The sequence below is a fragment of the Dickeya ananatis genome (assembly GCF_019464615.1).
GTDB lineage: Bacteria > Pseudomonadota > Gammaproteobacteria > Enterobacterales > Enterobacteriaceae > Dickeya > Dickeya oryzae.
On record NZ_CP040816.1, the window covers coordinates 3,169,878 to 3,192,189 of the forward strand.

Sequence of the window (22,312 nt, forward strand, 5' to 3'; positions counted from 1 at the left end):
CTGGCAACGAATTCGGGTGCAGAAAAACTCTCTGCCAGGACGCTACTCAGAGGATGTTCCAATGAAATCGATAAAATCCATCCTACTTTTTTTGCTGCTTATCGGTCTAGGATCTGTGTTAACACAAGGTGCGGTCAATTGGCGGTCAGGGCAACAGATGCTCTCGCAGGCCAGTAAGATCTTCACCGCTAAAGACATCACTGCGGATATCCTGCCACCGCCTCTATACCTGATAGAAGCGAGGCTAACGTTATCGCAAGGGCTTGATGGCACGCTATCACCAGCCGAAGCGACCAAAACGTTCGACAAACTGGCCCAGGACTATACCACTCGCGTGGACTACTGGCGCAAGACACCGACCTTCGGTATTGAGCAATATCTTTTGGGAGAACAACACGATGCCGCGCTGAAATTCCTGGAGGCGGCGCGCCGTGACGTATTGCAGCCGCTGGCCGCTGGCAATACCGCGGCCGCGCGCGCGGGGCTGACTGGCGTACACAAACTCTATGAAGCGCATCGCGTAGCGGTGGACAAGACTGTTGAGGTTTCTAATGCGTTCGCTGATAAGAACCTGGCAGCCTTTGATGCGCTCGAGGCATCGAACGCCAGAACCAGCATGGGCGTGCTTATCGGGGCGCTATGTGTGTGTTTAGCCCTTTACATCGGTGCACGCCGTCGTCTGCACACAGCGGTCTCATCACCGTTGCTGAATGCCTGCGACGCGGCACAGAAGATTGCCGAGGGCGACCTGACCTGCCACATCCAGGTACATGGCCGCGACGAAGCCAGAGAAATGCTCAACGCGTTGGCCAACATGAAAGATAGTCTGCAAAGCATCGTCGCGATGGTGCGTACCAGTTCCGACGCTATTTTCACCGATTCAATGCTGATATCCACAGGCAACACCGATCTGAGCAAGCGTACGGAAGAGCAGGCATCCAGCTTGCAGCAGACTACAGCGTCAATGATGGAGATTCGCTCCGCGGTACAAAAGAACGCGGAAACAGCGGAGCAAGCAACCAGGCTCGTGTCGTCAACCCGTGATACAGTGCAACAAGGGGGTGATGTGATGCATCAGGTGATCTCAACCATGCAAGACATTACTACCAGCGCCCAGCAAATCACGGAGATCATCGCCATCATTGATGGCATCGCCTTCCAGACTAACATTCTGGCCCTGAACGCAGCGGTTGAAGCCGCTCGCGCCGGTGAGCAGGGTCGAGGTTTTGCCGTTGTTGCGGGTGAAGTCCGCTCACTGGCCCAACGCAGTGCTGAAGCCGCTAAAGAGATCAAAAAACTGATCAGCTCCAGTATGGAGAAAGTCGAAAACGGTTCGCATCTGGTTGAAAGCGCTGGCGCATCGATGGACAGCATCGTTTCGCAAGTACACACAGTCTCGGAGTTCATCACAGAGATCAGTTCTACGGCGAAGGAGCAGGTCTCCGCCATCAGTCAAATCACCGATGCCGTAGGGCAGCTCGACCTCGTAACACAACAAAACGCATCGCTGGTCGAAAAAGACGCCACGACGGCGAAAAACCTCACCCACCAGTCGCAATTACTTGCCGGGTTGGTGGGACGATTCCAACTGGAAAACAAGGCAATGCAAGCCAGTGCCGATCATGGATACCTGGCTGTTGCAGATCAGGCAACGCCTCTGTTGGCGTCCAGCCAGGACTCTTCAGGAGGAAGAAACGCAACACGCAAAACCTCAGAACCCGCGGCTGAACATTGGTCAACATTTTGATACAGACGCCACTGAGACGGCATCACGTCCAGAACGTCATATTGCTCGTTGAGGTATAGGCATAGCTGGTAATGATGGGAGAAGTGTTGCCAGCTATGCTGCGCAGTGCGCCAGTATCATTAACGCATAAAATTTAAGAAGAGGGACATCACACTGCGAGCAGAACAAAACCCAGTATATCTCAGTTGTTCACTCAGGTATGTCGATGAACCATGAGCCGATGAAACACAGGGTCAGTGAGGCATTAAGAAGGGACTAAGCAAGGCTAAGATGCGCGAATTTCTTGCGTGCGGCTTCAAGCGAAGCTTCGACGCTAGCTGATGGCTGGCCTGTTTCGACAGCCGTTGACGTCGCTACAGAACGCACAATGTCAGAGCGAGAAGGTTTAGCATAAGTTGCCTGCTCTTTTTTTCTGTTATTGATCATTAAGCCCTCCCTAATCCAACGATAGTTGTTCAAAAAACACCGCATTACAAACTGTATACCAAAACATCGAAACAACATCACATATACTCACTCGCCCCCTGCAAGCTTAGACGAGTGATACTTTCTGCTATTTTTGATTTACGCCTATTTACCCCATCAGCCATCCAGGCCTCGATGTTCATCGATAGCCACGTCACCGCCATCACCAAACGCGATTGTTTCGAGCGCGCTCGAAGAATGCGGCGTCCCCTCTTGTTTTCCTGCCTTGAAGACTCCGTTATCATGCAGCCTGCATACGAATGAAAGCCATGCGGGTCGGCTATGTCCCTTATTATCGGGTGATAACCAAACCGACCAGCAGTACAACACAGGATTTCATGCGCGCTAATGAGCATCGCCAGTATCATTAACGCATTAAAATTTAAGAAGATGGACATCACAACGCGATGAGTACACCAGAGAGTTTAGACGCCCACACCCCCATGATGCAGCAGTATCTGAAGTTGAAAGCCCAGCATCCCGATATTTTGCTGTTTTACCGTATGGGTGACTTCTATGAGCTGTTTTATGACGATGCCAGACGCGCGTCGCAATTACTGGATATCTCGCTCACCAAACGTGGCGCGTCAGCGGGTGAGCCGATTCCAATGGCCGGTGTCCCTCATCACGCGGTAGAAAACTATCTGGCAAGGCTGGTGCAGTTAGGCGAATCCGTGGCGATTTGTGAACAAATTGGCGACCCGGCGACCAGCAAAGGGCCGGTAGAACGTAAAGTGGTTCGCATCGTTACCCCCGGCACCATCAGTGACGAAGCGCTGTTACAGGAAAAACAAGATAACCTGCTGGCCGCCATCTGGCAGGAAAGCCAGGGGTTTGGTTACGCCACGCTGGATATCAGCTCAGGTCGTTTCCGTCTGGTCGAGCCGGTTGATAAGGAAACCATGGCGGCTGAGTTGCAGCGCACCAACCCGGCAGAACTGCTCTATCCGGAAACGTTCGACGCGATGTCCCTGATTGAACACCGCCACGGGCTGCGCCGCCGTCCGTTGTGGGAATTCGAGCTTGATACCGCTCGCCAGCAGCTAAACCTGCAATTTGGCACCCGTGACCTGACAGGTTTTGGCGTAGAGCAAGCCCGACTGGGCCTGCGTGCCGCAGGTTGCCTGTTGCAGTATGCCAAAGATACCCAGCGCACATCGCTGCCGCATATCCGTGGCATCACCATGGAGCGCCAGCAGGACGGCATTATTATGGATGCGGCAACCCGCCGTAATCTGGAATTGACGCAGAACCTGTCTGGTGGGGTCGACAACACGCTGGCCTCTGTGCTCGATCGAACCGTAACCGCGATGGGCAGCCGTATGCTTAAGCGTTGGTTGCATGCCCCTATTCGCGATACTCAGGCATTGCTGCAACGTCAACAAGCTATCGGCGCGCTGCAGGATACCGCCGCCGAACTGCAACCGTTTCTGCGACAGGTTGGCGACCTGGAGCGTATTTTGGCGCGTCTGGCGTTACGCTCCGCACGCCCGCGTGATTTAGCCAGAATGCGCCACGCATTTCAGCAACTACCCGATATCCATGCCTTGCTGGAAACCGTCAACGCCGAAGCCGTACAGCAGTTACGCGCTTCTATCGGCCATTTCGATGAACTGCGCGACCTGCTGGAACGCGCTGTGGTAGAAGCTCCGCCGGTGTTGGTACGCGACGGTGGGGTGATTGCCAGCGGCTACAACGACGAGCTGGACGAATGGCGCATGCTGGCTGACGGCGCCAGCGATTATCTGGATAAACTGGAGATCCGCGAGCGTGAACGGCTCGGTATCGATACGCTGAAAGTCGGTTTTAACGGTGTACACGGTTACTACATTCAGGTCAGTCGTGGGCAAAGCCACCTGGTGCCGATGAACTATGTCCGCCGTCAGACGCTCAAAAACGCCGAGCGTTATATCATTCCCGAGCTGAAAGAATACGAAGATAAGGTACTGACCTCAAAGGGCAAGGCGCTGGCGCTGGAAAAAGCGCTGTATGACGAGCTGTTCGACCTGTTATTGCCACATCTGGCGGAACTCCAGCAAAGTGCGGCTGCACTGGCAGAACTGGATGTACTGAGCAATCTGGCAGAGCGCGCCGATACGCTGCATTACGTCTGCCCGACCCTGAGTGACAAACCGGGGGTCAAGATCAGCGGTGGCCGTCACCCCGTCGTCGAGCAGGTACTGAGCGAACCGTTTATTGCCAACCCCTTGTCACTGTCTCCCCAGCGTCGACTACTGATCATCACCGGCCCCAATATGGGCGGGAAAAGCACCTACATGCGCCAGGCGGCGTTAATTGTCTTACTGGCACATATTGGCAGTTACGTCCCGGCCGAACAGGCCGTCATTGGCCCGGTTGACCGTATCTTTACCCGCGTCGGTGCCGCTGATGACCTCGCGTCTGGCCGCTCTACCTTTATGGTGGAAATGACGGAAACCGCCAATATTCTGCATAACGCCACCGAACACAGCCTGGTACTGATGGATGAAATCGGGCGCGGCACCTCCACCTATGATGGTTTGTCGCTGGCCTGGGCCTGTGCCGAAGCACTGGCAAACAACATCAAAGCCATGACATTGTTCGCCACCCACTACTTCGAGCTGACCAACCTGCCGGAGAAAATGGAAGGGGTGATCAATATCCATCTTGACGCACTGGAACACGGCGACACGATAGCGTTCATGCACAGCGTGCAGGAAGGGGCGGCCAGCAAGAGTTACGGGCTGGCGGTTGCTGCGCTGGCTGGCGTACCCAAAGAGGTCATCAAACGGGCCAGACAAAAGCTGAAAGAACTGGAGTCGCTGGCTGGTCATGCCTCCGCCAGCCATGTCGATGGCTCGCAACTGGCGCTACTCGCACCAGTTGAGCCGTCACCGGCGCTGGAAGCGCTGGAGTCTATCGACCCCGATGCGCTGACACCGCGTCAGGCACTGGACTGGCTGTATAAACTAAAAGGCATGCTGTAAAGGGAACACACCGAGCGGGGAACAGCACGGCTCAGGTTCTCCGCTCACACCGGTCGATTTGACCTGCTCACGTCGTGATTTACAACGACGAGATCAAGACGACGAGGCAGGATAAGCGATCACGCGGGAATGGGAGTAATAGCTCACACGGATGGCTGCCACCCCTTGCGTGGTTGTCACCGAGAACACATACCCACCCGGTTGTTTGGTGATATGACGCTCAGCCACGGTAGTCCCCGTCCCCATGTCGGCATTCGAAAGCCAGCTAATGCAATCAGGTGCCACCGATGCCTCTTGCTTATCTACCGCCAGGAGCCGGTAACGCGAAGCTGCCGCCAGCGGATGACCATCATCACCCAACGCTTCCAGATCGTTGTTCGACGGGCGGAAATAACGCTTCTCACCATGACTATCGGTCAACACCAGGCGCTCGGCAGTGCGACTCCAGCGACCGGATTCCGCAACCGTAGCCTTGCCATCAGCCCCCGACGGATAGCTCTCCTGCATAACAAAACTGCCATCCGCACTTAAAAAAAGCGAGGTATCCACATCGCCGCAGGTACCGCAAGGCAGCTTACCGCGATAATACTGCGCCATCGGGCGTAGCGGCTCATCCTGAACCTGAGAACGGGAATGGCATCCCATCAGCCCCGATAATAGAACAACAAGCATCACCCCTGTCGCCAGTTTTTTCATCCTTATTCTCCTGCTGTGTTGTGCTGGCATGCCGTCAGATCATCCCTAACCCTGTGCAATTTGCCAGTCACTGAACGACAATTCCAGATTATTCTGATCGTCGGACAGCCAAATAGTTCCCTCCTGTAACGTCGCTTGTAACGTCATGGTGCGTCTGGCTAACGCTGCCAGGCTCGCCAGTTGCTGATCATCCAAAAAACGTACCGTCAGGTTAGTCAGGGCTCGCGCTTTATCAGCCATGCTTTGCCACCAAACCCGGGCGGCACGCTCACCGTAAGCATAGAGCACCACATCCGGTGACAGACTGCAGGCCTTCTTCAGACGCTTCTCGTCTGGCAGACCCAGTTCCACCCATAACAGCACTCGACCGTCGTCGCTGTGTCGCCAGATTTCTGGTTCGTCATCCGCACACAATCCTTTGGTAAAACGCAGCTGCTCATCAGCATGACAGATCCATGCCAACAGTCGCAGCATCATGCGTTGGTCGGTTTCCGAAGGGTGCTGAGCCAACGTCAGGCTGACATCCTGGAAAAACGCGCGATCCATATCGGCGATGTTAACACTGGCTTTATAAACCGTTGCTTTTAAGGCCATTCTCTACCCCTTGTCACAGAACCGGTAGTCTACCCCAGCGGCGACCGACATCACAGTCGCGCGCGTCAAACCGGCGGTAGCGGCAGAATATGCTGTTGCATTATGCTGATAACCTGCCGGGGCCTATGCTATAGTCGGAAAGAAGAGGAGAGTTTATCTTCGTAGAATTACATTGCAGTCACGATAACAACGAAGGGTGCATGAATCTCTACCGGGTTAAGCTCTAAGGGAGGATATTGTGCAACAATACAGTGAATTAGTACGCCGTCTGTACGCGGAGATCGCCAGTGGTGATCTGGGGTATATACCCGACGCGCTGGGTTGTGTGTTGAAAACCCTGGATGGCATCGCGACAAACAGCGAGTTACCATCCTCTGTCAGGGAACAGGCGGCCTATGCCGCCGCTAACTTATTGGTGAGCGATTATGTCAATGAGTAATGAATATCAACCCATTAATTGTGATGACTACGATAACCTGGAGGCCACCTGCCAGCAGCATTTGACGTTAACGGTAGAACTGCGTAACGGCGAAGTCGTGGTGGGTAAAGCCAGCGATATGATCTCTCGAAAGAACATCGAATATCTGGTGATTGACGACGCGGGCCAACAACGCGAACTCCGTCTCGACCATATCCTCAGCTTCAGTCACCCAGAGATTGGAAAAGTTGTCGTCAGTGAACCCTGACCCCCTTCCTCGCAACACGAACGGACAACCTTAGGTTGTCCGTTTTCATTGCGCTTTGCACCAGTCGATAAACCATTCGCCATCGATAAACGACCCGCCATCATCCGGCATTGCCTGCCCGTCACGGGTCACGAACCGCCCCACCGCGGCAATCAACTGCTCGTTGTAAAATATCAACGGTGTACGATCGCGCAACCACGGCGGTACCCCCAGTTCCTGCCACAACTTCTTTATCGGGCGGCCGTGTTCACGTCCGACTATCTGTACATACCCTTGAAAACCAAAGCGTACCGTCACGCTTTCATCGCGACGCGGCTGCCGCACCCGGGTCCCTGATGTCGAGAGCGTCAGTTGCCCGAGACAATCCGGTAGAGATAACGGCGCTATGCTCGGTTGCCACGGCAACACATAATCGGTTACCGACTGCATCGTCGGCAGCCAATAAAGATAACGACGAAATCGTCTGACCTGCCATGAGCCGAGTTGTAACTGCGGGTTGGCATCATCACGGCTGAGTGCCACCTCATGCCATAATCGCATCAATTGCTCGCGGGACGGCATGCGTGCCCCCTGCTCCGACAGCCAGCGACGCAGCAGCGCAAATCGCCGGATCGCGCTCATGGGAATCAGGGCATCCACACTTAATGCGCCATCAGCATTGCGCAACGCTGCCAGCGACTCCGCCAGCAATTCATCCAACAGTTGTTCCTGCTCGGCACAGAGTGCCGCACTGCGCGCTACGGCAGAGGGGAAATGGGGCCAGCGCTGCCTGAGCACCGGCAGCACTTGCCGACGCAGGAAGTTACGGTCGTAACGCTCATCGGCATTACTGTCGTCCTCAACCCAAACCAACTGATGCGACCGGGCATAACACTCCAGTTGCTCACGGCTGATACCCAACAGCGGTCGCAACAACGACACACCGTTCAGGGTGGCGCACGCCGCCATTGAGGCTAATCCCGCCGGGCCACTGCCGCGTTTAAGCGCCAGCAGAAAGGTCTCGCTCTGATCATCCTGATGCTGAGCTGTCAGCAGTGTTTCTCCCTCGCACAACTGTTGACGTAAAACCTGATAACGCGCCGTTCGGGCCGCTGCCTCAATGCCGCCGTCTCGTGCATCCACCGTCACTGCCAGCACATCAAATGGCACCTGCCAGTTAATACACTGGGTACGACAATGCTCTGCCCACGCATCAGCATTCACACTCAAACCGTGATGCACATACACCGCTCGTAGCGACAGGGCGCGAGGCAAACGCAGGCACGTCATCACATGTAGCAACACAGTAGAATCCAGACCACCGCTGTAAGCCACCAGATAACGCCCGCCGGTAGCGAGCTGTTCGCCAACGGCCGTCAGCAGTGTGGAGGAAATATCGATCTCAGCGTTCATACAATTCGAGCGGTAACCCATCAGGATCAGCGAAAAACGTAAACCGACGCCCGGTATACTCATCCGTCCGTACCGGTTCACAATTCACGCCCGCAGCGTGCAACGCAATTACCGCGTGTTCGATATCCTCAACCGCAAACGCCAGATGGCGCAACCCGCAGGCTTCCGGTCGGCTGACGCGTGCAGGCGGCGAGGGAAATGAAAACAGTTCAATTAAATAGCGGTCATTTAGCGCCAGATCCCCTTTCCAGGAATCACGGGCGACCCGGTAAACCTCCTGTTGCAGCGTAAAACCGAGCACGTCGCAATAAAAACGCTTACTGCGCTCATAATCCGAGGCAATAATCGCGATATGGTGAATATCCAGCAGTGTCAGCATAAGGTTGGTTCTCCGAAAAGGCGTACCACCACGCTTATCGATACGATGCCATGAATAATAAATGAAATAAGGAGAAAGGGTCTGATAAGACAATCCCGGCAATCACCGCCATGGAAATCATGACATCGTCTAAAAACCGTTACCAGCATAACAAAAAGTCCGCGATCGTTCCCAATCGCGGACTTTTATGGCGTAGTGTAAGCGAAATCAGCAGTAGCCGTAGTTCATCAAACGCTGGTAACGACGGTTCAACAGTTCCTGTTCGCTCAGTGTATCCAGTTCTTTTAAGTCAGACAGCAACTGAGATTTCAGTGATGCCGCCATCGCTGCTACATCGCGATGAGCAGAGCCCAGCGGTTCAGGGATGACGGAATCAATCAGTTTCAGCTCTTTCAGGCGCGGAGCGGTAATGCCCATGGCTTCTGCCGCCAGTGGCGCTTTATCCGCACTCTTCCACAAAATCGAGGCACAACCTTCCGGCGAAATTACCGAATAGGTGCTGTATTGCAGCATGTTCACTTTATCGCCAACACCGATAGCCAGTGCACCGCCAGAACCGCCTTCCCCGATAACGGTACACACGATCGGTACACGCAGACAGGACATCTCACGCAGGTTGCGGGCAATCGCTTCAGACTGACCACGCTCTTCTGCGCCCACACCCGGGTAGGCCCCTGGGGTGTCGATAAAGGTGATGATCGGCATTTTGAAGCGCTCGGCCATCTCCATCAGACGCAGTGCTTTACGGTAGCCTTCCGGAGCCGGCATACCGAAATTGCGGCGAATTTTTTCTTTGGTTTCACGGCCTTTCTGATGACCAATAATCATCACCGGCCGATCGTCGAGACGGGCAATCCCACCGACGATCGCTTTGTCATCGGCATAAGCGCGATCACCTGCCAACTCATCAAAGTCGGAGAAAATATGCTTAACATAGTCCAGGGTATAAGGACGCTGCGGATGGCGAGCCAGTTGGGCAATCTGCCAGGAACCCAGATCGGCGAAGATTTTACGCGTCAGTTCTACGCTCTTTTCACGCAGACGCTTTACTTCCTCGTCCAGGTTAATATCCAATTTTTCATCTTGGCGACTGACTGCGGTCAGGGAATCAATCTTCGCTTCCAACTCTGCAATCGGCTGCTCAAAATCAAGAAAATTCAGACTCATAGTATTCCTATTTTAGTCAAATTCCAGCTCAACCTGTTCATTACCAACCAGGGTGCGTAAATCATTCAGCAACACGTCGGTAGGCGTCACACGCCATGCGGCACCAAAACGTAGCCGGGCGCGTGCATCCTGACGCTGGTAGTAAAGATGCACCGGAATCGTCCCCGATCGATGGGGTTCCAACGACTGACGAAGACGGTTTAACAACTGGTCATCAATTTGCCTGTCAGTCAGCGAGATAGCAAGCCCGCGCGCATATTTTTCACGCGCTTCGCTGATATCCATTAACTCTCTGACTGTCATTTTAAGTCCACCGCTGAAGTCATCAAAGCTGACCTGTCCGCTGGCTATCAAAATACGATCCTGTTCCAGCAGATTCTGATATTTTTCCAGCGCGTCGGTAAACAACATGACTTCCAGACGACCGGAACGATCATCCAGCGTGCAGACTCCAATGCGGTTACCCCGCTTGGTCACCATCACCCGAGCGGCAAGCACCAGCCCAACGGCAGTGGTCATTTTTCCCCGCTCCGTGGGGTGCATGTCTTTCAAACGCACGCCCCCTGCGTAGCGTTCGATTTCCTTCAGATACTGGTTGATGGGGTGGCCGGTCAGGTACAACCCCAACGTTTCCCTTTCCCCATCCAGCACCACCTGCTCTGGCCACGGCGGCACGGTACTGTAGGATTGCTCCACCTGTTCGGGGGTTTCCGCCAGTACGCCGAACATATCTGCCTGACCGATAGCCTCCGCCTTCGCATGCTGCTCTGCGGATTTCATGGCATCCGCCAGCGAATTCATCAGCGCCGCCCGATGGGGCCCAAGGCGGTCAAACGCGCCAGACATGATCAACTTTTCCAGCACTCGCCGGTTCAGCTTCTTAATATCCGTACGGGCGCACAGATCAAATAAATCGCGGAAATAACCGCCGTTGTTGCGCGCGTCGATAATCGCTTCGATTGGCCCCTCGCCCACCCCTTTGATGGCGCCGATGCCATAGACAATCTCGCCGTCATCATTAACGTGGAAATGGTACAGCCCGCTGTTGATGTCTGGCGGCAGGATCTTCAATCCCATACGCCAGCATTCATCTACCAGCCCGACTATCTTATCGGTGTTGTCCATATCAGCGGTCATCACCGCCGCCATGAATTCCGCCGGGTAGTGCGCCTTTAGCCACAGCGTCTGGTACGATACCAGCGCGTAAGCAGCCGAATGCGATTTGTTAAACCCATAACCGGCGAACTTTTCCACCAAGTCGAAGATTTTCATCGACAGTTCACCGTCGACGCCCATCTTCTCAGCACCCTCTTTGAATACCGAGCGCTGTTTGGCCATTTCTTCGGGCTTTTTCTTACCCATCGCACGGCGCAACATATCCGCACCACCGAGGGTATACCCCGCCAGTACCTGGGCAATCTGCATCACCTGTTCCTGATACAGAATGATACCATAGGTCGGTTCCAGCACCGGTTTCAGCGTTTCATGCTGCCACTGGATATCCGGGTAGGATATTTCTTCACGCCCATGTTTACGGTCAATGAAGTTATCCACCATCCCTGACTGCAGCGGCCCCGGACGGAACAGCGCCACCAATGCTATCATGTCTTCAAAGCAGTCTGGCTTAAGGCGCTTTATCAGGTCTTTCATGCCGCGCGATTCAAGCTGGAATACCGCTGTGGTTTCCGAACGCTGCAGCATATCGAAACTTTTCTTGTCGTCCAGCGGAATGGCGGCGATATCGACCGGTTCCAGCCCTTGCTTTTCGCGCCGGGCGTTGATCATCTCCAGCGCCCAGTTAATGATGGTCAACGTGCGCAAGCCGAGGAAGTCGAACTTCACCAGACCGGCGTATTCTACGTCGCTCTTATCAAACTGGGTAACCGGGTGATTACCTTCCTGATCGCAATAAAGTGGCGCAAAATCGGTGATTTTGGTCGGCGAAATCACCACACCCCCGGCGTGTTTACCGGCGTTGCGGGTCACCCCTTCCAGTTTGCGCGCCATATCGATCAGCGCTTTGACTTCCTCATCCGCCTCGTAGATCTCACCTAATTGCGGCTCAGCCGCAAAGGCTTTCTCCAGCGTCATCCCCGGGTCAGGCGGCACCAACTTGGAAATTCTGTCAACAAAACCATAAGGGTGCCCCAGCACACGGCCCACATCACGGATTACCGCTTTGGCCGCCATGGTACCGAAGGTGATGATTTGCGACACCGCATCACGGCCATACATATCCGCGACGTGATCGATCACCAGATCGCGTTTTTCCATGCAAAAGTCGACGTCGAAGTCAGGCATCGACACACGTTCCGGGTTGAGGAAACGTTCGAACAGCAGGTCAAACTCCAGCGGGTCCAGATCGGTTATCTTCAGCGCATACGCCACCAGCGAGCCTGCACCGGAGCCTCGTCCCGGCCCGACCGGTACGTCGTTATCCTTGGACCACTGGATAAACTCCATCACAATCAGGAAGTAGCCGGGGAACCCCATCTGGTTGATAACGCCGAGTTCGATATCCAGACGTTCATCGTATTCCGGGCGACGCTGAGCGCGTACTTCTTCATCCGGGAACAGGAACGCCAGTCGCTCTTCCAACCCTTTTTTGGCGCACATCACCAGATAGTCTTCGGTCGACATGTCGCCGGTCGGGAATTGCGGCAGGAAATATTCACCGAGCCGAATAGTCACGTTACAGCGTTTGGCGATCTCTACTGTATTAATCAGCGCCTCAGGGATGTCGGCAAACAGCTCGCACATCTCGTCTTCGCTGCGCATGTACTGCTGCGGGCTGTAATTACGGGGGCGCTTAGGGTCATCCAGTGTAAAGCCGTCATGAATCGCTACGCGGATTTCATGCGCTTCAAAGTCATCCTGGCTGATAAAACAGACATCGTTAGTCGCAACGACCGGCAGGCCATGCGCGGTCGCCAGCTTGATTGCCGCATGCAGGTAGCTTTCTTCATCCGGTCGGCCAGTACGCGTCAGTTCAAGGTAAAAACGCTGAGGAAAATGTTGCTGATAAAACGCGACGCACTGCTCCACCAACGCCTGATTACCACGCAACAAAAACTTGCCGATATCACCATGACGCCCACCGGACAACAGCAGTATTCCGGCCTGATGTTCCACCAGCCATTCCCGATCAATAGTCGGGCCATCAGCGCCATACCCGCGTTGATACGCGCGCGAAATCAGCAACGTCAGGTTCTGGTAACCTTCGTTATTCATCGCCAGAACGGTAAGATGCGCCAGTTCGTCGCCTAACTCTTCGCTCTGCAGATAAAAGTCTGCCCCGATGATCGGCTTGATACCCGCGCTATGCGCGCCACCATAGAACTTCACCAGCCCACACAGGTTGGTAAAGTCGGTGATTGCCAGCGCGGGCATCCCCAGCGCGGCGGCTTTTTTTACCAACGGGCCGGTCTTCGCCAGCCCATCGATCATGGAATAGTCACTGTGAACACGCAGGTGAACAAAACGTGGTTCGGCCATTTCCGGATCCCATAATCTTTTCAGTAACCCGCCTGATGCAGATCTTCAGGCACATTATGCGTTTATGTTACAGGCACTTGTGTTACATACGGTTGCGTTACGCCAGACCCAGCGCCCGCTTAACCGGGGCAAAACTGCGCCTGTGGTGAAGGGTGGCGCCCAACGTCGCCAGCTTTTCAAGATGATATGCCGTAGGATACCCTTTGTGCTGTGCAAATCCATACTCTGGAAATTGCTGGTCTAGCACTTCCATTTCACGGTCCCGCGTCACTTTAGCCAGAATCGAGGCCGCACTGATTTCCGCCACCCGGCTGTCGCCCTTGACTACCGCCTGTGACGGCATTGGCAAAATCGGACAACGGTTGCCGTCTATCAGCACAAAATCTGGCGCAATAGGCAAAGCGGCCACCGCACGCTGCATCGCCAACATGGTGGCGTGCAGGATATTAAGCGTGTCAATTTCTTCCGGCTCGGCACGACCCAGACTCCAGGCCAATGCCTTTTCACGGATTTCATCATATAACGCCAGACGACGTTTCTCGCTGAGCGTCTTAGAATCTGCCAGCCCAACGATCGGCCGATTCGGGTCCAAAATCACCGCCGCCGTTACCACTGCGCCAACCAACGGGCCACGCCCAACTTCATCCACCCCGGCAATACAATGGGCCGGTGGATAAACAAAAACCTCATTCATGACCGCCACAGCTCCAGTACAGCCTGCGCCGCCTGTTCATCAGCGTCGCATCGAATCTGTTCATGCAAATGTAAGAATGTCTGCTGCAAGTGCTGTGCCGCATCGCCGCCTTCAAGCCAGGGCAATAACGCCGCCGACAGTTTGTCAGGCGTACAATCATCCTGCAGTAATTCTCTGACCAGTTCGCGTCCTGCCAGCAAATTGGGCAATGAGACCCACGGTGTTTTCACCAGTCGTTTCGCCAGCCAATAGGTAAAGGGCTTCATTCGGTAACCGACGACCATCGGGCACTTCGCCAGCATACACTCCAGCGCAGCCGTACCGGACGCCAGCAACGTGGCATCACAGGCTATCATCGCTTCACGCGCCTGCCCATCCAGCAGCCGAATTGTCATATCGGGCGCAACGTCCGCTTTGATTTTTTCAAACTGCTCACGGCGACGCGAGTTAACCAGCGGTACCACAATTTCCAGTTCCGGATAGGTTTGCCGCAGCATCTGCGCCGTTTTCAGGAAATCCGCACTCAACATGTCCACTTCGGCACCACGACTACCCGGCAATATCGCCAGACAACGCCCCTGCTCCGGCAATCCCAGCGCACGCCGGGCCGCCGCTTTGTCCGGACGCAATGGCATCGCATCCGCCATGGTGTGACCAATAAAACGGCAAGGTACATTGAATCGGTCATAAAAGGCTTTTTCGAACGGCAGAAACGCCAGCACCAGATGCGTCGCTTTACCTATCTTGAAAACACGCTTTTGTCGCCACGCCCATACCGACGGGCTGACATAGTGGATGGTTTTGATACCATTGCGCTTGAGGCGACCTTCCAGGGTAATATTGAAATCAGGCGCGTCGATACCGACAAACACATCGGGTTGCAGTTCGCTGAAACGCTGCGTCAGGTCACGACGGATTTTCAGCAAGCGGGGCAGGCGTTCCAGCACTTCAACTACGCCCATTACCGCCAGCTCTTCCATCTCATACCAGGCTTCGCAGCCTTCTGCCTGCATCAGCGGCCCAGCCACACCGACAAAGCGGGCATCAGGTACGTGTGCTTTTAGCGCGCGAATCAAACCTGCACCAAGAATATCGCCGGAGGTTTCTCCGGCGACCAGTCCGATAGTCAAGGGACGTTGTGTCATGTCTTATCGAATAATGCCGCGCGTCGAGCGGGTAAAGAAATCAAGATAGGCCTGTACCGCTGGATGCTCTGCCGCCAGAGCCTCAAGGTCAGCTTTTACCTCATCCAGCGTTTTACCGCTGCGGTAGATCAACTTGTACGCATTGCGGATAGCGTGCAGGGTCTCTTTCTCAAACCCACGGCGCTTGAGCCCTTCAATATTGATACCAAATGGCGTGGCATGGTTGCCTTGTGCTATCAGATACGGAGGGACATCCTGCGCTACGCCAGAACAACCGCCCACCATCACGTGCGCGCCGATGACGCAAAACTGGTGCACGGCTGTCATGCCGCCAATAATCGCGAAATCATCAACGCTGACATGACCACCCAGCGTAGCGTTATTCGCCAGAATGCAGCGATTGCCGACAACACAGTCGTGAGCAATATGGGTATTGATCATCAGCAGGTTATCGTTACCGACTTTAGTCAACCCACCACCTTGCGCGGTACCACGATGAATGGTCACACTCTCACGGATACGGTTACGATCGCCCACTTCAACACGGGTCGGCTCACCGGCGTATTTCAGGTCCTGATTGACCTCACCGATCGTGACAAACTGATAAATCTCATTGTCACAACCGATTTTGGTAATGCCGTTAACAACGACATGGGACTTCAGTACCGTACCTGCACCGATCTCAACCTGCGCACCGATATGGCAAAATGGACCAATATGCACACCGGCACCGATAACAGCGCCATCTTCAACAATGGAACTGGGGTGAATAAAGGCGGTTTGATCAATCACTAATCAGCCCTCCCGACGACGAGCGCACATCATTTCCGCTTCACAAGCCACTTCACCATCAACTTTAGCAACGCCTTTGAAACGCGCAATACCACGGCGCTCCTTGATGAACTCGACTTCCAGAATCATCTGGTCGCCCGGCTCAACTGGACGTTTGAAACGTGCTTCATCTACGGCAGCAAAATAATACAACTCACCCGGCTCCAGCTTACCCAGGCTCTTAAACGCCAGAATACCTGTAGCTTGCGCCATTGCTTCCAGAATCAACACTCCGGGGAAAATCGGTTTGCCAGGGAAATGCCCCTGAAAGAACGGCTCGTTAAAAGAAACATTTTTTACCGCTCGCAGGAATTTTCCTTTCTCAAAATCCAGTACACGATCCACCAGCAAGAACGGATAGCGGTGTGGTAGTAGATCCAGAATCTCTTCGATATGCAGAGTATGCGTGTCTGTATTCAAAATACTCTTCCTGTCAATAAAAACGATAGCATGAACAACACGGCCTGCGTATTCCCCAACAAGGGAGGAACAACATGCAGGCCGCAAACAAAAATTACGCACATCGGCGTGAGTCTTACACCCGAAACACAGTGTTACGAATACGGACGATTAACGGTCTTCGAGCTTACGCTCGACAGCCTTGAGTCGTTTACTCATCTCATCGATATTCATCACCAGCGCGGCTGTTTTGCGCCAGACCTTGTTCGGTTGTAATGGGATCCCGGATGAATAAACGCCCGGCTCGGTGATCGGCCGCATGACCATCCCCATCCCTGTGACTGTAACCTTGTCGCAAATCTCCATGTGACCATTGATCACGCTGGCGCCGCCAATCATGCAATACCGGCCAATCTTCAGACTGCCCGCCATGATGACCCCACCAGCAACTGCGGTATTGTCCCCAATCACAACGTTGTGTGCAATCTGACATTGGTTATCAATGATGACACCGTTACCAATAATGGTGTCGTCCAGCGCCCCTCTATCAATAGTGGTGCTGGCACCGATCTCAACACGATCGCCGATGATGACCGTTCCCAGCTGGGGAATTTTGATCCAATTGCCACGATCATTAGCGTACCCAAATCCATCCGAACCGATTACCGCACCGGACTGAATCAGGCACTGCTCGCCCAATACGACGTTATGGTAAATCGTCACATTGGCCCATAACCGGGTGCCCGCACCAATACGGGCATGCTTACCAACGAAGCAACCGGCACCAATCACGACGCCGTCACCCAACTCAACGCCGGATTCAATAACTGCATTAGCCCCAATCGAAACCCCATCTCCTAAACGCGCATCAGGAGCAATCACCGCTGAAGGTGCGATCCCCTGTGCAGGCGCCGGCGTTGTATCCATCAACTGCGCCATACGCGCATAGGCCAAATAAGGATTCTTTACCACAAGTGCAGCGGCATTATTGCAGAACGGCAAATCCGCTTGAGTCAGTACCACCGCTGAAGCCTGGGTGCTGCTCAGTTGTTCACGATAGCGGCTATCGGATAAAAATGTAATCTGTCCAGCTTGTGCTGAATGCATAGAAGCAACAGCGGTGATGACGATATCGCCATCACCGTGTAATTGTGCATCCAACTGTTGAGCCAAGGCGTCCAGTCGAATTGAAAACATGGATTATTTAACCTGTTTCAGCACGTCAGCAGTAATGTCTTTCGCATTGTCGGCATAGGCAACCGCGTTAGCGTCGATAACCACGTCATAACCCTGCTTGGTGGCAACGGCTTTTACCGCGTCCTGAATACGGCTCAGGATTTTGTTGCGTTCTTCCATCTGACGACGGCGATTGTCTTGATCGAAAGCCTGTGCTTTGCTGGAGAACTGCTCACGCTGAGCCATCACGTCGCTTTCCATTTTGGAACGATCGCTGGCTTTCATGGTAGAACCATCACGCTGCAGCTTCTGCATTTTTTCCTGCAGAGAACGCTCCATGGACTGCAGTTCTGCGGCACGGCCTTTGAACTCGTTTTCCAGCTGTTTGCTTACGGCTTCACGCTGCGGCAACTGTTGGAAGATGCTGGAAACATTGACAATCGCAATCTTATCAGCAGCCTGAGCACCAGCAGAAACAGCCAGCGTTAAACCCAACCCTGCGGCATACAACCACTTTTTCACGTTAAAACTCCTTACCCTAAGTATTTCTGCGCTGAACGCGCTTATCGTAATCACGGCATCGGCAGTCAAGCTATATGCTCAAATCACCACCGGATGCCGATACATCTTCCTTTCAAACTCAAACCTACGCAGCCCATTTACCAGGTCTTACCAATGTTAAACTGGAACTGCTCGGAGCGATCCCCATCATACTTCTTAAACGGCTGAGCGTAAGAGAAGACCAATGGCCCCAGAGGTGAAACCCACTGCACGGCAAGACCCGAAGACATACGGATGTTACCAGGCTTACTGTAATCCGGTATCCCCGCGGCCAACGTCTGAGCGGTATTTTCCCAGTGCGTATCCCACACGGTACCGGCATCAACGAAGAACGACGTACGCACAGAGCTGGCGTACTTATCGCTAATAAACGGCGTTGGGACAATTAACTCGGCACTGGCCACCGCCATCGCGTTACCACCCACCGCATCAGTCGAGTTAGCGATGCTACACGATGACACGTCCGATGTTGAACAAGACCCAGCGGTGTAATAGGCCGCTTTCGGACCGATGGTGTTGGAACGGAAACCACGAACTGTGTTGGAGCCGCCCGCAAAGAAGTTATCGTAGAACGGCACTTCTTTGCCGCTCAGCCCATCAGCATAACCCGCTTTGGTTTTCGCCATCAGCACCCAATTGCGACTCTCGCTCAGCGGGAAATAGCTGGCTGAGTCAAAGGTCACCTTATAGTACTCGTTATCCGAACCCGGCACCGTCACCTTGGTGTTCAGGTTGACACGGTTACCTGCGGTCGGGAAGTAGCCACGGTCAAGGTTGTTGTAAGTCCACCCTGGCGTCAGGAAGAAATCGTTGGCACTGAAGCTGGCGCTGGACGTCGAGTTAGGATCAGGATCAACGCCCGCTTTATTCAGATAGCGCCACATTGCGACCTGAGGTTTCATATCCGACAACGAGTTATGCACGTAGTCCAGACCCAGGCGTAACGAGTTGTTTTCGTTGATCGGGAAGCCCAGCGTTGAACCGATACCATAGCTTTGGTTGGTATAGTCAGCCAGATCAGCATTCAACGCTTTGAAGTTGTTGTAGAAAACACGACCACCGAGACTCACGCCATCCACCGTGAGGTACGGGTCAGTCATCGATAGTTCAACATAGGTCTGGTAATCGTTACGGGTCCCGCTGATGCCTACCGAGTTACCGGTTCCCAGCCAGTTGTCCTGCTGCACACCAGCCTGGAAGCTGATGCCGCTTTCTGTACCGAAACCCACGCCGAAGTTAAGGCTACCGGTATTACGCTCCTTGACCTTGTACACCACGTCAACCTGATCCGGTGTTCCGGGCACGCGCTGGGTCTCGGTATCGACACTTTCAAAATACCCAAGACGGTTTAGTCGCTCTTTACCCTGTTGCACCAGATCGTTGCCAAGCCAGCCACCTTCCATCTGGCGCATTTCACGGCGCAGTACGGAATCTTTGGACACATCGTTGCCTTCAAAACGGATACGACGCACAGTGAAGCGGTTACCCGCATCCACATTGATGTTCAGCCGTACTGTCTTGTCGGTATCATTGATTTCAGGCTGCGTCACCACACGGGGATAAGCATACCCGTAACGTCCCAGCAGCTTTTTGATGTCCTCTTCCATCCGGGTTACTTTGGCGCCGTTATACAGCTCCCCCGGTTGGATGCGGGTTAAATCTTCAATTTCAGTGGCGTGTCCTACCAGATTGCCACGCACTACCACACCCGAGAGTTTGTACTGGTCACCTTCGGTAATGTTGACAGTGATGTAAATGCCTTTTTTATCCGGCGTCAGGCTCACCTGCGTTGAATCAATATTGAAACGCGCGTAGCCACGGTCGAGATAGAAACTGCGCAGCGTTTCCAGGTCGCCAGACAGTTTCTGCTTCTCGTATTTGCGATCCCCCACCAGGTTCCACCACGGCACTTCATCGCGTAACTGGAAACGGGAAATCAGCTCATCGGAACTGAAAGATTTATTGCCGACGATATTGATTTGCTGAATCTTGGCAGATACCCCTTCGGTAAACACCAGTTTGAGATCGACACGATTACGAGGCAGAGGCGTCACCACGGCCTTCACTGTGGCGCTATATTTACCTACGCTGTAGTAGAAATCTTCCAACCCTTTTTCAATGTTGGACAAGGTGGTGCGGTCCAGTGCTTCACCGACGCGCACACCTGATGCTTCAAGGTTCTCCTTGAGCATTTCTTCCTTCACCGCTTTGTTGCCGGAGAAGGTCAGGCTGGCAATGGTCGGACGCTCTTTGACCTGAATCAGCAGCGAATTCCCATCACGCAGGACACGGACATCCTCGAAGTTCCCGGTCGCAAACAAAGCCCGAATGGTGTTACCGATATCCTCGTCAGTGACAGTATCCCCCACCCGAACAGGCATGCTGAGCAATGCCGCACCGACGGCAACCCGCTGCAGGCCCTCGAAATGAATATCCTTCACTACGAACCCGTCTGCACCGTATACGGTGGCGCTGCTAAACAGCAGCGACGCTATGAGCAACTTTTTCATCGCCATCGTTGTTATGCGTTTTTCCTAACCTAATCCACGCCTACAGGCGGGAGAAATCATTGAAAAGTGCAAGCCCCATTAACATCACCAGCAACACTGTGCCAATGCGATAACTGACGTCCTGCACACGCTCGGAAACCGGTCCACCCTTTAGCTTTTCGATCGCCAGAAAGAGCAGATGACCACCATCCAGTACCGGCAGAGGGAACAGATTGATAATCCCCAGATTGACGCTGATCAACGCCAAAAACATCAGGTAATACACCAATCCATAATCTGCTGACATGCCCGCCCCCTGTGCGATAGAAATCGGACCGCTCAGGTTATTCAGCTTCACATCGCCGGTAATCAACTTACCCAGCATACTGACTGTCAGTTTCATCAACAGCCAGGTTTTATTCCCAGCTTCATAGATGGCGCTGAACGGCCCATACTGGCGTACGGTTTTGTACTCATCAGGCAAAGGGGTCACTTTCGGCACTACGCCGGCAAACCCTTCCAGCCGCCCTTTTCCCACCGTTTTACTGTCTGGTGTTAGCGTAACGGACAGCGTATCACCGCCTCTTTCCACCTCCAGCGCAATCGGTTTGCCAGGGTTATCACGCACAGCAATGACAAACTGCTGCCAGCGAGCCAGCAATTGACCATCGACTTTAACGATCCTGTCCCCGACTTGCAAACCCGCTTTTTCAGCGGCAGAGCGGGGCTGGACCTGAGTCAGCACCGCTTCGACCTGAGGCCCTTTCGGTATAATCCCCAGCGACACCGCCGGATCCTGTCGTTCCGGATCGAAATGCCAGCGTTGCAGATCAAGCCGTTTGGTCTCTGTACTGGTGGAACCTAACGGTGCGGTTTCGAAAACCACGTCAGGTTCGCCAATCCTGCCAATCAAAGCCAGACGCGCGCTATCCCAGTCAGGCGTTTCGATGCCATCAATTGACTTTAGTTCCATTCCCGGTGAAATTTGCGCCTGTGCAGCAATCGATCCGGGCAAAACCTCGCCCACTACCGGACGGATACCCGGCACACCAATGATGAACACCAGCCAGTAGGCAATAACGGCAAACACGAAGTTGGCAATCGGCCCGGCACTGACAATAGCTGCCCGCTGCCAGACCGTTTTGTGGTTGAATGCCCGATGCCGGAGTTCTTCAGGAACGTCATCGACCCGACCATCAAGCATTTTCACATAACCGCCCAGAGGAATCAGCGCGATAACATACTCGGTACCCTGACGGTCACGCCGACGCCACAATGCCTTCCCGAAGCCGATGGAGAAACGCTCGACGCGAACGCCGCAACGACGGGCAACCCAAAAATGCCCAAACTCATGCACGGTGATAAGCACACCGAGTGCGACGACGAATGCAGCCAGGCTCCAGAGAATATTCAGCATAAACCGACTCTAC

Annotated in this window: 19 protein-coding genes; 4 read left to right on the forward strand and 15 right to left on the reverse strand. The window is 53.9% G+C overall.

The features are described 5' to 3' along the window. Positions 1-157 precede the first annotated feature (157 nt). Positions 158-1,747 carry a methyl-accepting chemotaxis protein gene (locus tag FGI04_RS13975; RefSeq protein WP_407336888.1) on the forward strand — a complete coding sequence of 530 codons (1,590 nt, stop codon included), beginning with the start codon at positions 158-160 and terminating at the stop codon, positions 1,745-1,747. Between the two features lie 255 nt (positions 1,748-2,002). On the opposite strand, the gene FGI04_RS13980 is transcribed toward FGI04_RS13975, so the two are convergent. After that, complete coding sequence (locus tag FGI04_RS13980) at positions 2,003-2,173, reverse strand: hypothetical protein (RefSeq protein ID WP_342700498.1); 171 nt, start codon at positions 2,171-2,173, stop codon at positions 2,003-2,005. Between the two features lie 446 nt (positions 2,174-2,619). Between FGI04_RS13980 and mutS the strand changes: the two genes are divergently transcribed. After that, complete coding sequence (mutS, locus tag FGI04_RS13985; protein WP_407340096.1) at positions 2,620-5,178, forward strand: DNA mismatch repair protein MutS; 2,559 nt, start codon at positions 2,620-2,622, stop codon at positions 5,176-5,178. Positions 5,179-5,271: 93 nt separating this feature from the next. Here mutS and FGI04_RS13990 read toward each other — a convergent pair whose 3' ends face one another. Both FGI04_RS13990 and FGI04_RS13995 read right to left on the reverse strand, forming a co-directional pair. After that, positions 5,272-5,874 (reverse strand): copper resistance protein NlpE N-terminal domain-containing protein, encoded by a 603-nt coding sequence (locus FGI04_RS13990; RefSeq protein WP_407336889.1) that lies wholly within the window; start codon positions 5,872-5,874, stop codon positions 5,272-5,274. A 45-nt stretch (positions 5,875-5,919) separates the two neighbouring features. Further along, complete coding sequence (locus tag FGI04_RS13995; RefSeq protein ID WP_016942165.1) at positions 5,920-6,468, reverse strand: YaeQ family protein; 549 nt, start codon at positions 6,466-6,468, stop codon at positions 5,920-5,922. A gap of 238 nt (positions 6,469-6,706) precedes the next feature. Between FGI04_RS13995 and FGI04_RS14000 the strand changes: the two genes are divergently transcribed. Next, positions 6,707-6,907 carry a YaeP family protein gene (locus FGI04_RS14000; RefSeq protein WP_012883680.1) on the forward strand — a complete coding sequence of 67 codons (201 nt, stop codon included), beginning with the start codon at positions 6,707-6,709 and terminating at the stop codon, positions 6,905-6,907. Next, a complete protein-coding gene (rof, locus tag FGI04_RS14005) occupies positions 6,894-7,154 on the forward strand; it encodes a Rho-binding antiterminator (protein WP_012883679.1) in 261 nt (86 codons plus the stop codon). Before FGI04_RS14000 ends, rof begins: the two co-directional genes overlap by 14 nt. Positions 7,155-7,199: 45 nt before the next feature. Here rof and tilS read toward each other — a convergent pair whose 3' ends face one another. The 12 genes from tilS to rseP form a co-directional block, all read right to left on the reverse strand. After that, on the reverse strand, positions 7,200-8,546 hold the full coding sequence (tilS, locus tag FGI04_RS14010; RefSeq protein WP_407336890.1) for a tRNA lysidine(34) synthetase TilS: 1,347 nt from the start codon (positions 8,544-8,546) through the stop codon (positions 7,200-7,202). Further along, on the reverse strand, positions 8,536-8,925 hold the full coding sequence (locus FGI04_RS14015; protein ID WP_407336891.1) for a VOC family protein: 390 nt from the start codon (positions 8,923-8,925) through the stop codon (positions 8,536-8,538). The genes tilS and FGI04_RS14015 overlap by 11 nt, the downstream gene beginning before the upstream one ends. Before the next feature lie 207 nt (positions 8,926-9,132). Further along, complete coding sequence (gene accA, locus FGI04_RS14020) at positions 9,133-10,092, reverse strand: acetyl-CoA carboxylase carboxyl transferase subunit alpha (protein ID WP_210193872.1); 960 nt, start codon at positions 10,090-10,092, stop codon at positions 9,133-9,135. A 12-nt stretch (positions 10,093-10,104) separates the two neighbouring features. Next, complete coding sequence (gene dnaE, locus FGI04_RS14025) at positions 10,105-13,587, reverse strand: DNA polymerase III subunit alpha (RefSeq protein ID WP_342700489.1); 3,483 nt, start codon at positions 13,585-13,587, stop codon at positions 10,105-10,107. A 97-nt stretch (positions 13,588-13,684) separates the two neighbouring features. After that, positions 13,685-14,281: a ribonuclease HII gene (gene rnhB, locus FGI04_RS14030; RefSeq protein WP_342700488.1), complete on the reverse strand. Its 597-nt coding sequence runs from the start codon at positions 14,279-14,281 to the stop codon at positions 13,685-13,687. After that, positions 14,278-15,426 carry a lipid-A-disaccharide synthase gene (lpxB, locus tag FGI04_RS14035; protein WP_210176629.1) on the reverse strand — a complete coding sequence of 383 codons (1,149 nt, stop codon included), beginning with the start codon at positions 15,424-15,426 and terminating at the stop codon, positions 14,278-14,280. Before lpxB ends, rnhB begins: the two co-directional genes overlap by 4 nt. Positions 15,427-15,429: 3 nt before the next feature. Beyond that, positions 15,430-16,218, reverse strand: coding sequence for an acyl-ACP--UDP-N-acetylglucosamine O-acyltransferase (gene lpxA / locus FGI04_RS14040; RefSeq protein WP_019844310.1), 789 nt, complete (start codon positions 16,216-16,218; stop codon positions 15,430-15,432). Positions 16,219-16,221: 3 nt separating this feature from the next. Beyond that, on the reverse strand, positions 16,222-16,677 hold the full coding sequence (fabZ, locus tag FGI04_RS14045; protein WP_012770826.1) for a 3-hydroxyacyl-ACP dehydratase FabZ: 456 nt from the start codon (positions 16,675-16,677) through the stop codon (positions 16,222-16,224). Between the two features lie 150 nt (positions 16,678-16,827). Next, complete coding sequence (lpxD, locus tag FGI04_RS14050; protein ID WP_016942174.1) at positions 16,828-17,853, reverse strand: UDP-3-O-(3-hydroxymyristoyl)glucosamine N-acyltransferase; 1,026 nt, start codon at positions 17,851-17,853, stop codon at positions 16,828-16,830. Between the two features lie 3 nt (positions 17,854-17,856). Next, positions 17,857-18,354, reverse strand: a complete 498-nt coding sequence (gene skp / locus FGI04_RS14055) for a molecular chaperone Skp (protein WP_012883669.1) — start codon at positions 18,352-18,354, stop codon at positions 17,857-17,859. 137 nt (positions 18,355-18,491) lie between these two features. Continuing rightward, complete coding sequence (gene bamA, locus FGI04_RS14060; RefSeq protein WP_342700486.1) at positions 18,492-20,909, reverse strand: outer membrane protein assembly factor BamA; 2,418 nt, start codon at positions 20,907-20,909, stop codon at positions 18,492-18,494. Between the two features lie 34 nt (positions 20,910-20,943). Continuing rightward, positions 20,944-22,299, reverse strand: coding sequence for a sigma E protease regulator RseP (gene rseP / locus FGI04_RS14065; protein WP_342700485.1), 1,356 nt, complete (start codon positions 22,297-22,299; stop codon positions 20,944-20,946). Positions 22,300-22,312 lie beyond the last annotated feature (13 nt).

Bases quoted from the DNA above. Each gene is read 5' to 3' on its own strand.
- FGI04_RS13975 (WP_407336888.1), top strand. From the start codon at position 158: ATGCTCTCGCAGGCCAGTAAGATCTTCACCGCTAAAGACATCACTGCG.
- FGI04_RS13980 (WP_342700498.1), bottom strand. From the start codon at position 2,173: ATGATCAATAACAGAAAAAAAGAGCAGGCAACTTATGCTAAACCTTCT.
- mutS (WP_407340096.1), top strand. From the start codon at position 2,620: ATGAGTACACCAGAGAGTTTAGACGCCCACACCCCCATGATGCAGCAG.
- FGI04_RS13990 (WP_407336889.1), bottom strand. From the start codon at position 5,874: ATGAAAAAACTGGCGACAGGGGTGATGCTTGTTGTTCTATTATCGGGG.
- FGI04_RS13995 (WP_016942165.1), bottom strand. From the start codon at position 6,468: ATGGCCTTAAAAGCAACGGTTTATAAAGCCAGTGTTAACATCGCCGAT.
- rof (WP_012883679.1), top strand. From the start codon at position 6,894: ATGTCAATGAGTAATGAATATCAACCCATTAATTGTGATGACTACGAT.
- tilS (WP_407336890.1), bottom strand. From the start codon at position 8,546: ATGAACGCTGAGATCGATATTTCCTCCACACTGCTGACGGCCGTTGGC.
- FGI04_RS14015 (WP_407336891.1), bottom strand. From the start codon at position 8,925: ATGCTGACACTGCTGGATATTCACCATATCGCGATTATTGCCTCGGAT.
- accA (WP_210193872.1), bottom strand. From the start codon at position 10,092: ATGAGTCTGAATTTTCTTGATTTTGAGCAGCCGATTGCAGAGTTGGAA.
- dnaE (WP_342700489.1), bottom strand. From the start codon at position 13,587: ATGGCCGAACCACGTTTTGTTCACCTGCGTGTTCACAGTGACTATTCC.
- rnhB (WP_342700488.1), bottom strand. From the start codon at position 14,281: ATGAATGAGGTTTTTGTTTATCCACCGGCCCATTGTATTGCCGGGGTG.
- lpxB (WP_210176629.1), bottom strand. From the start codon at position 15,426: ATGACACAACGTCCCTTGACTATCGGACTGGTCGCCGGAGAAACCTCC.
- lpxD (WP_016942174.1), bottom strand. From the start codon at position 17,853: ATGTTTTCAATTCGACTGGACGCCTTGGCTCAACAGTTGGATGCACAA.
- bamA (WP_342700486.1), bottom strand. From the start codon at position 20,909: ATGGCGATGAAAAAGTTGCTCATAGCGTCGCTGCTGTTTAGCAGCGCC.
- rseP (WP_342700485.1), bottom strand. From the start codon at position 22,299: ATGCTGAATATTCTCTGGAGCCTGGCTGCATTCGTCGTCGCACTCGGT.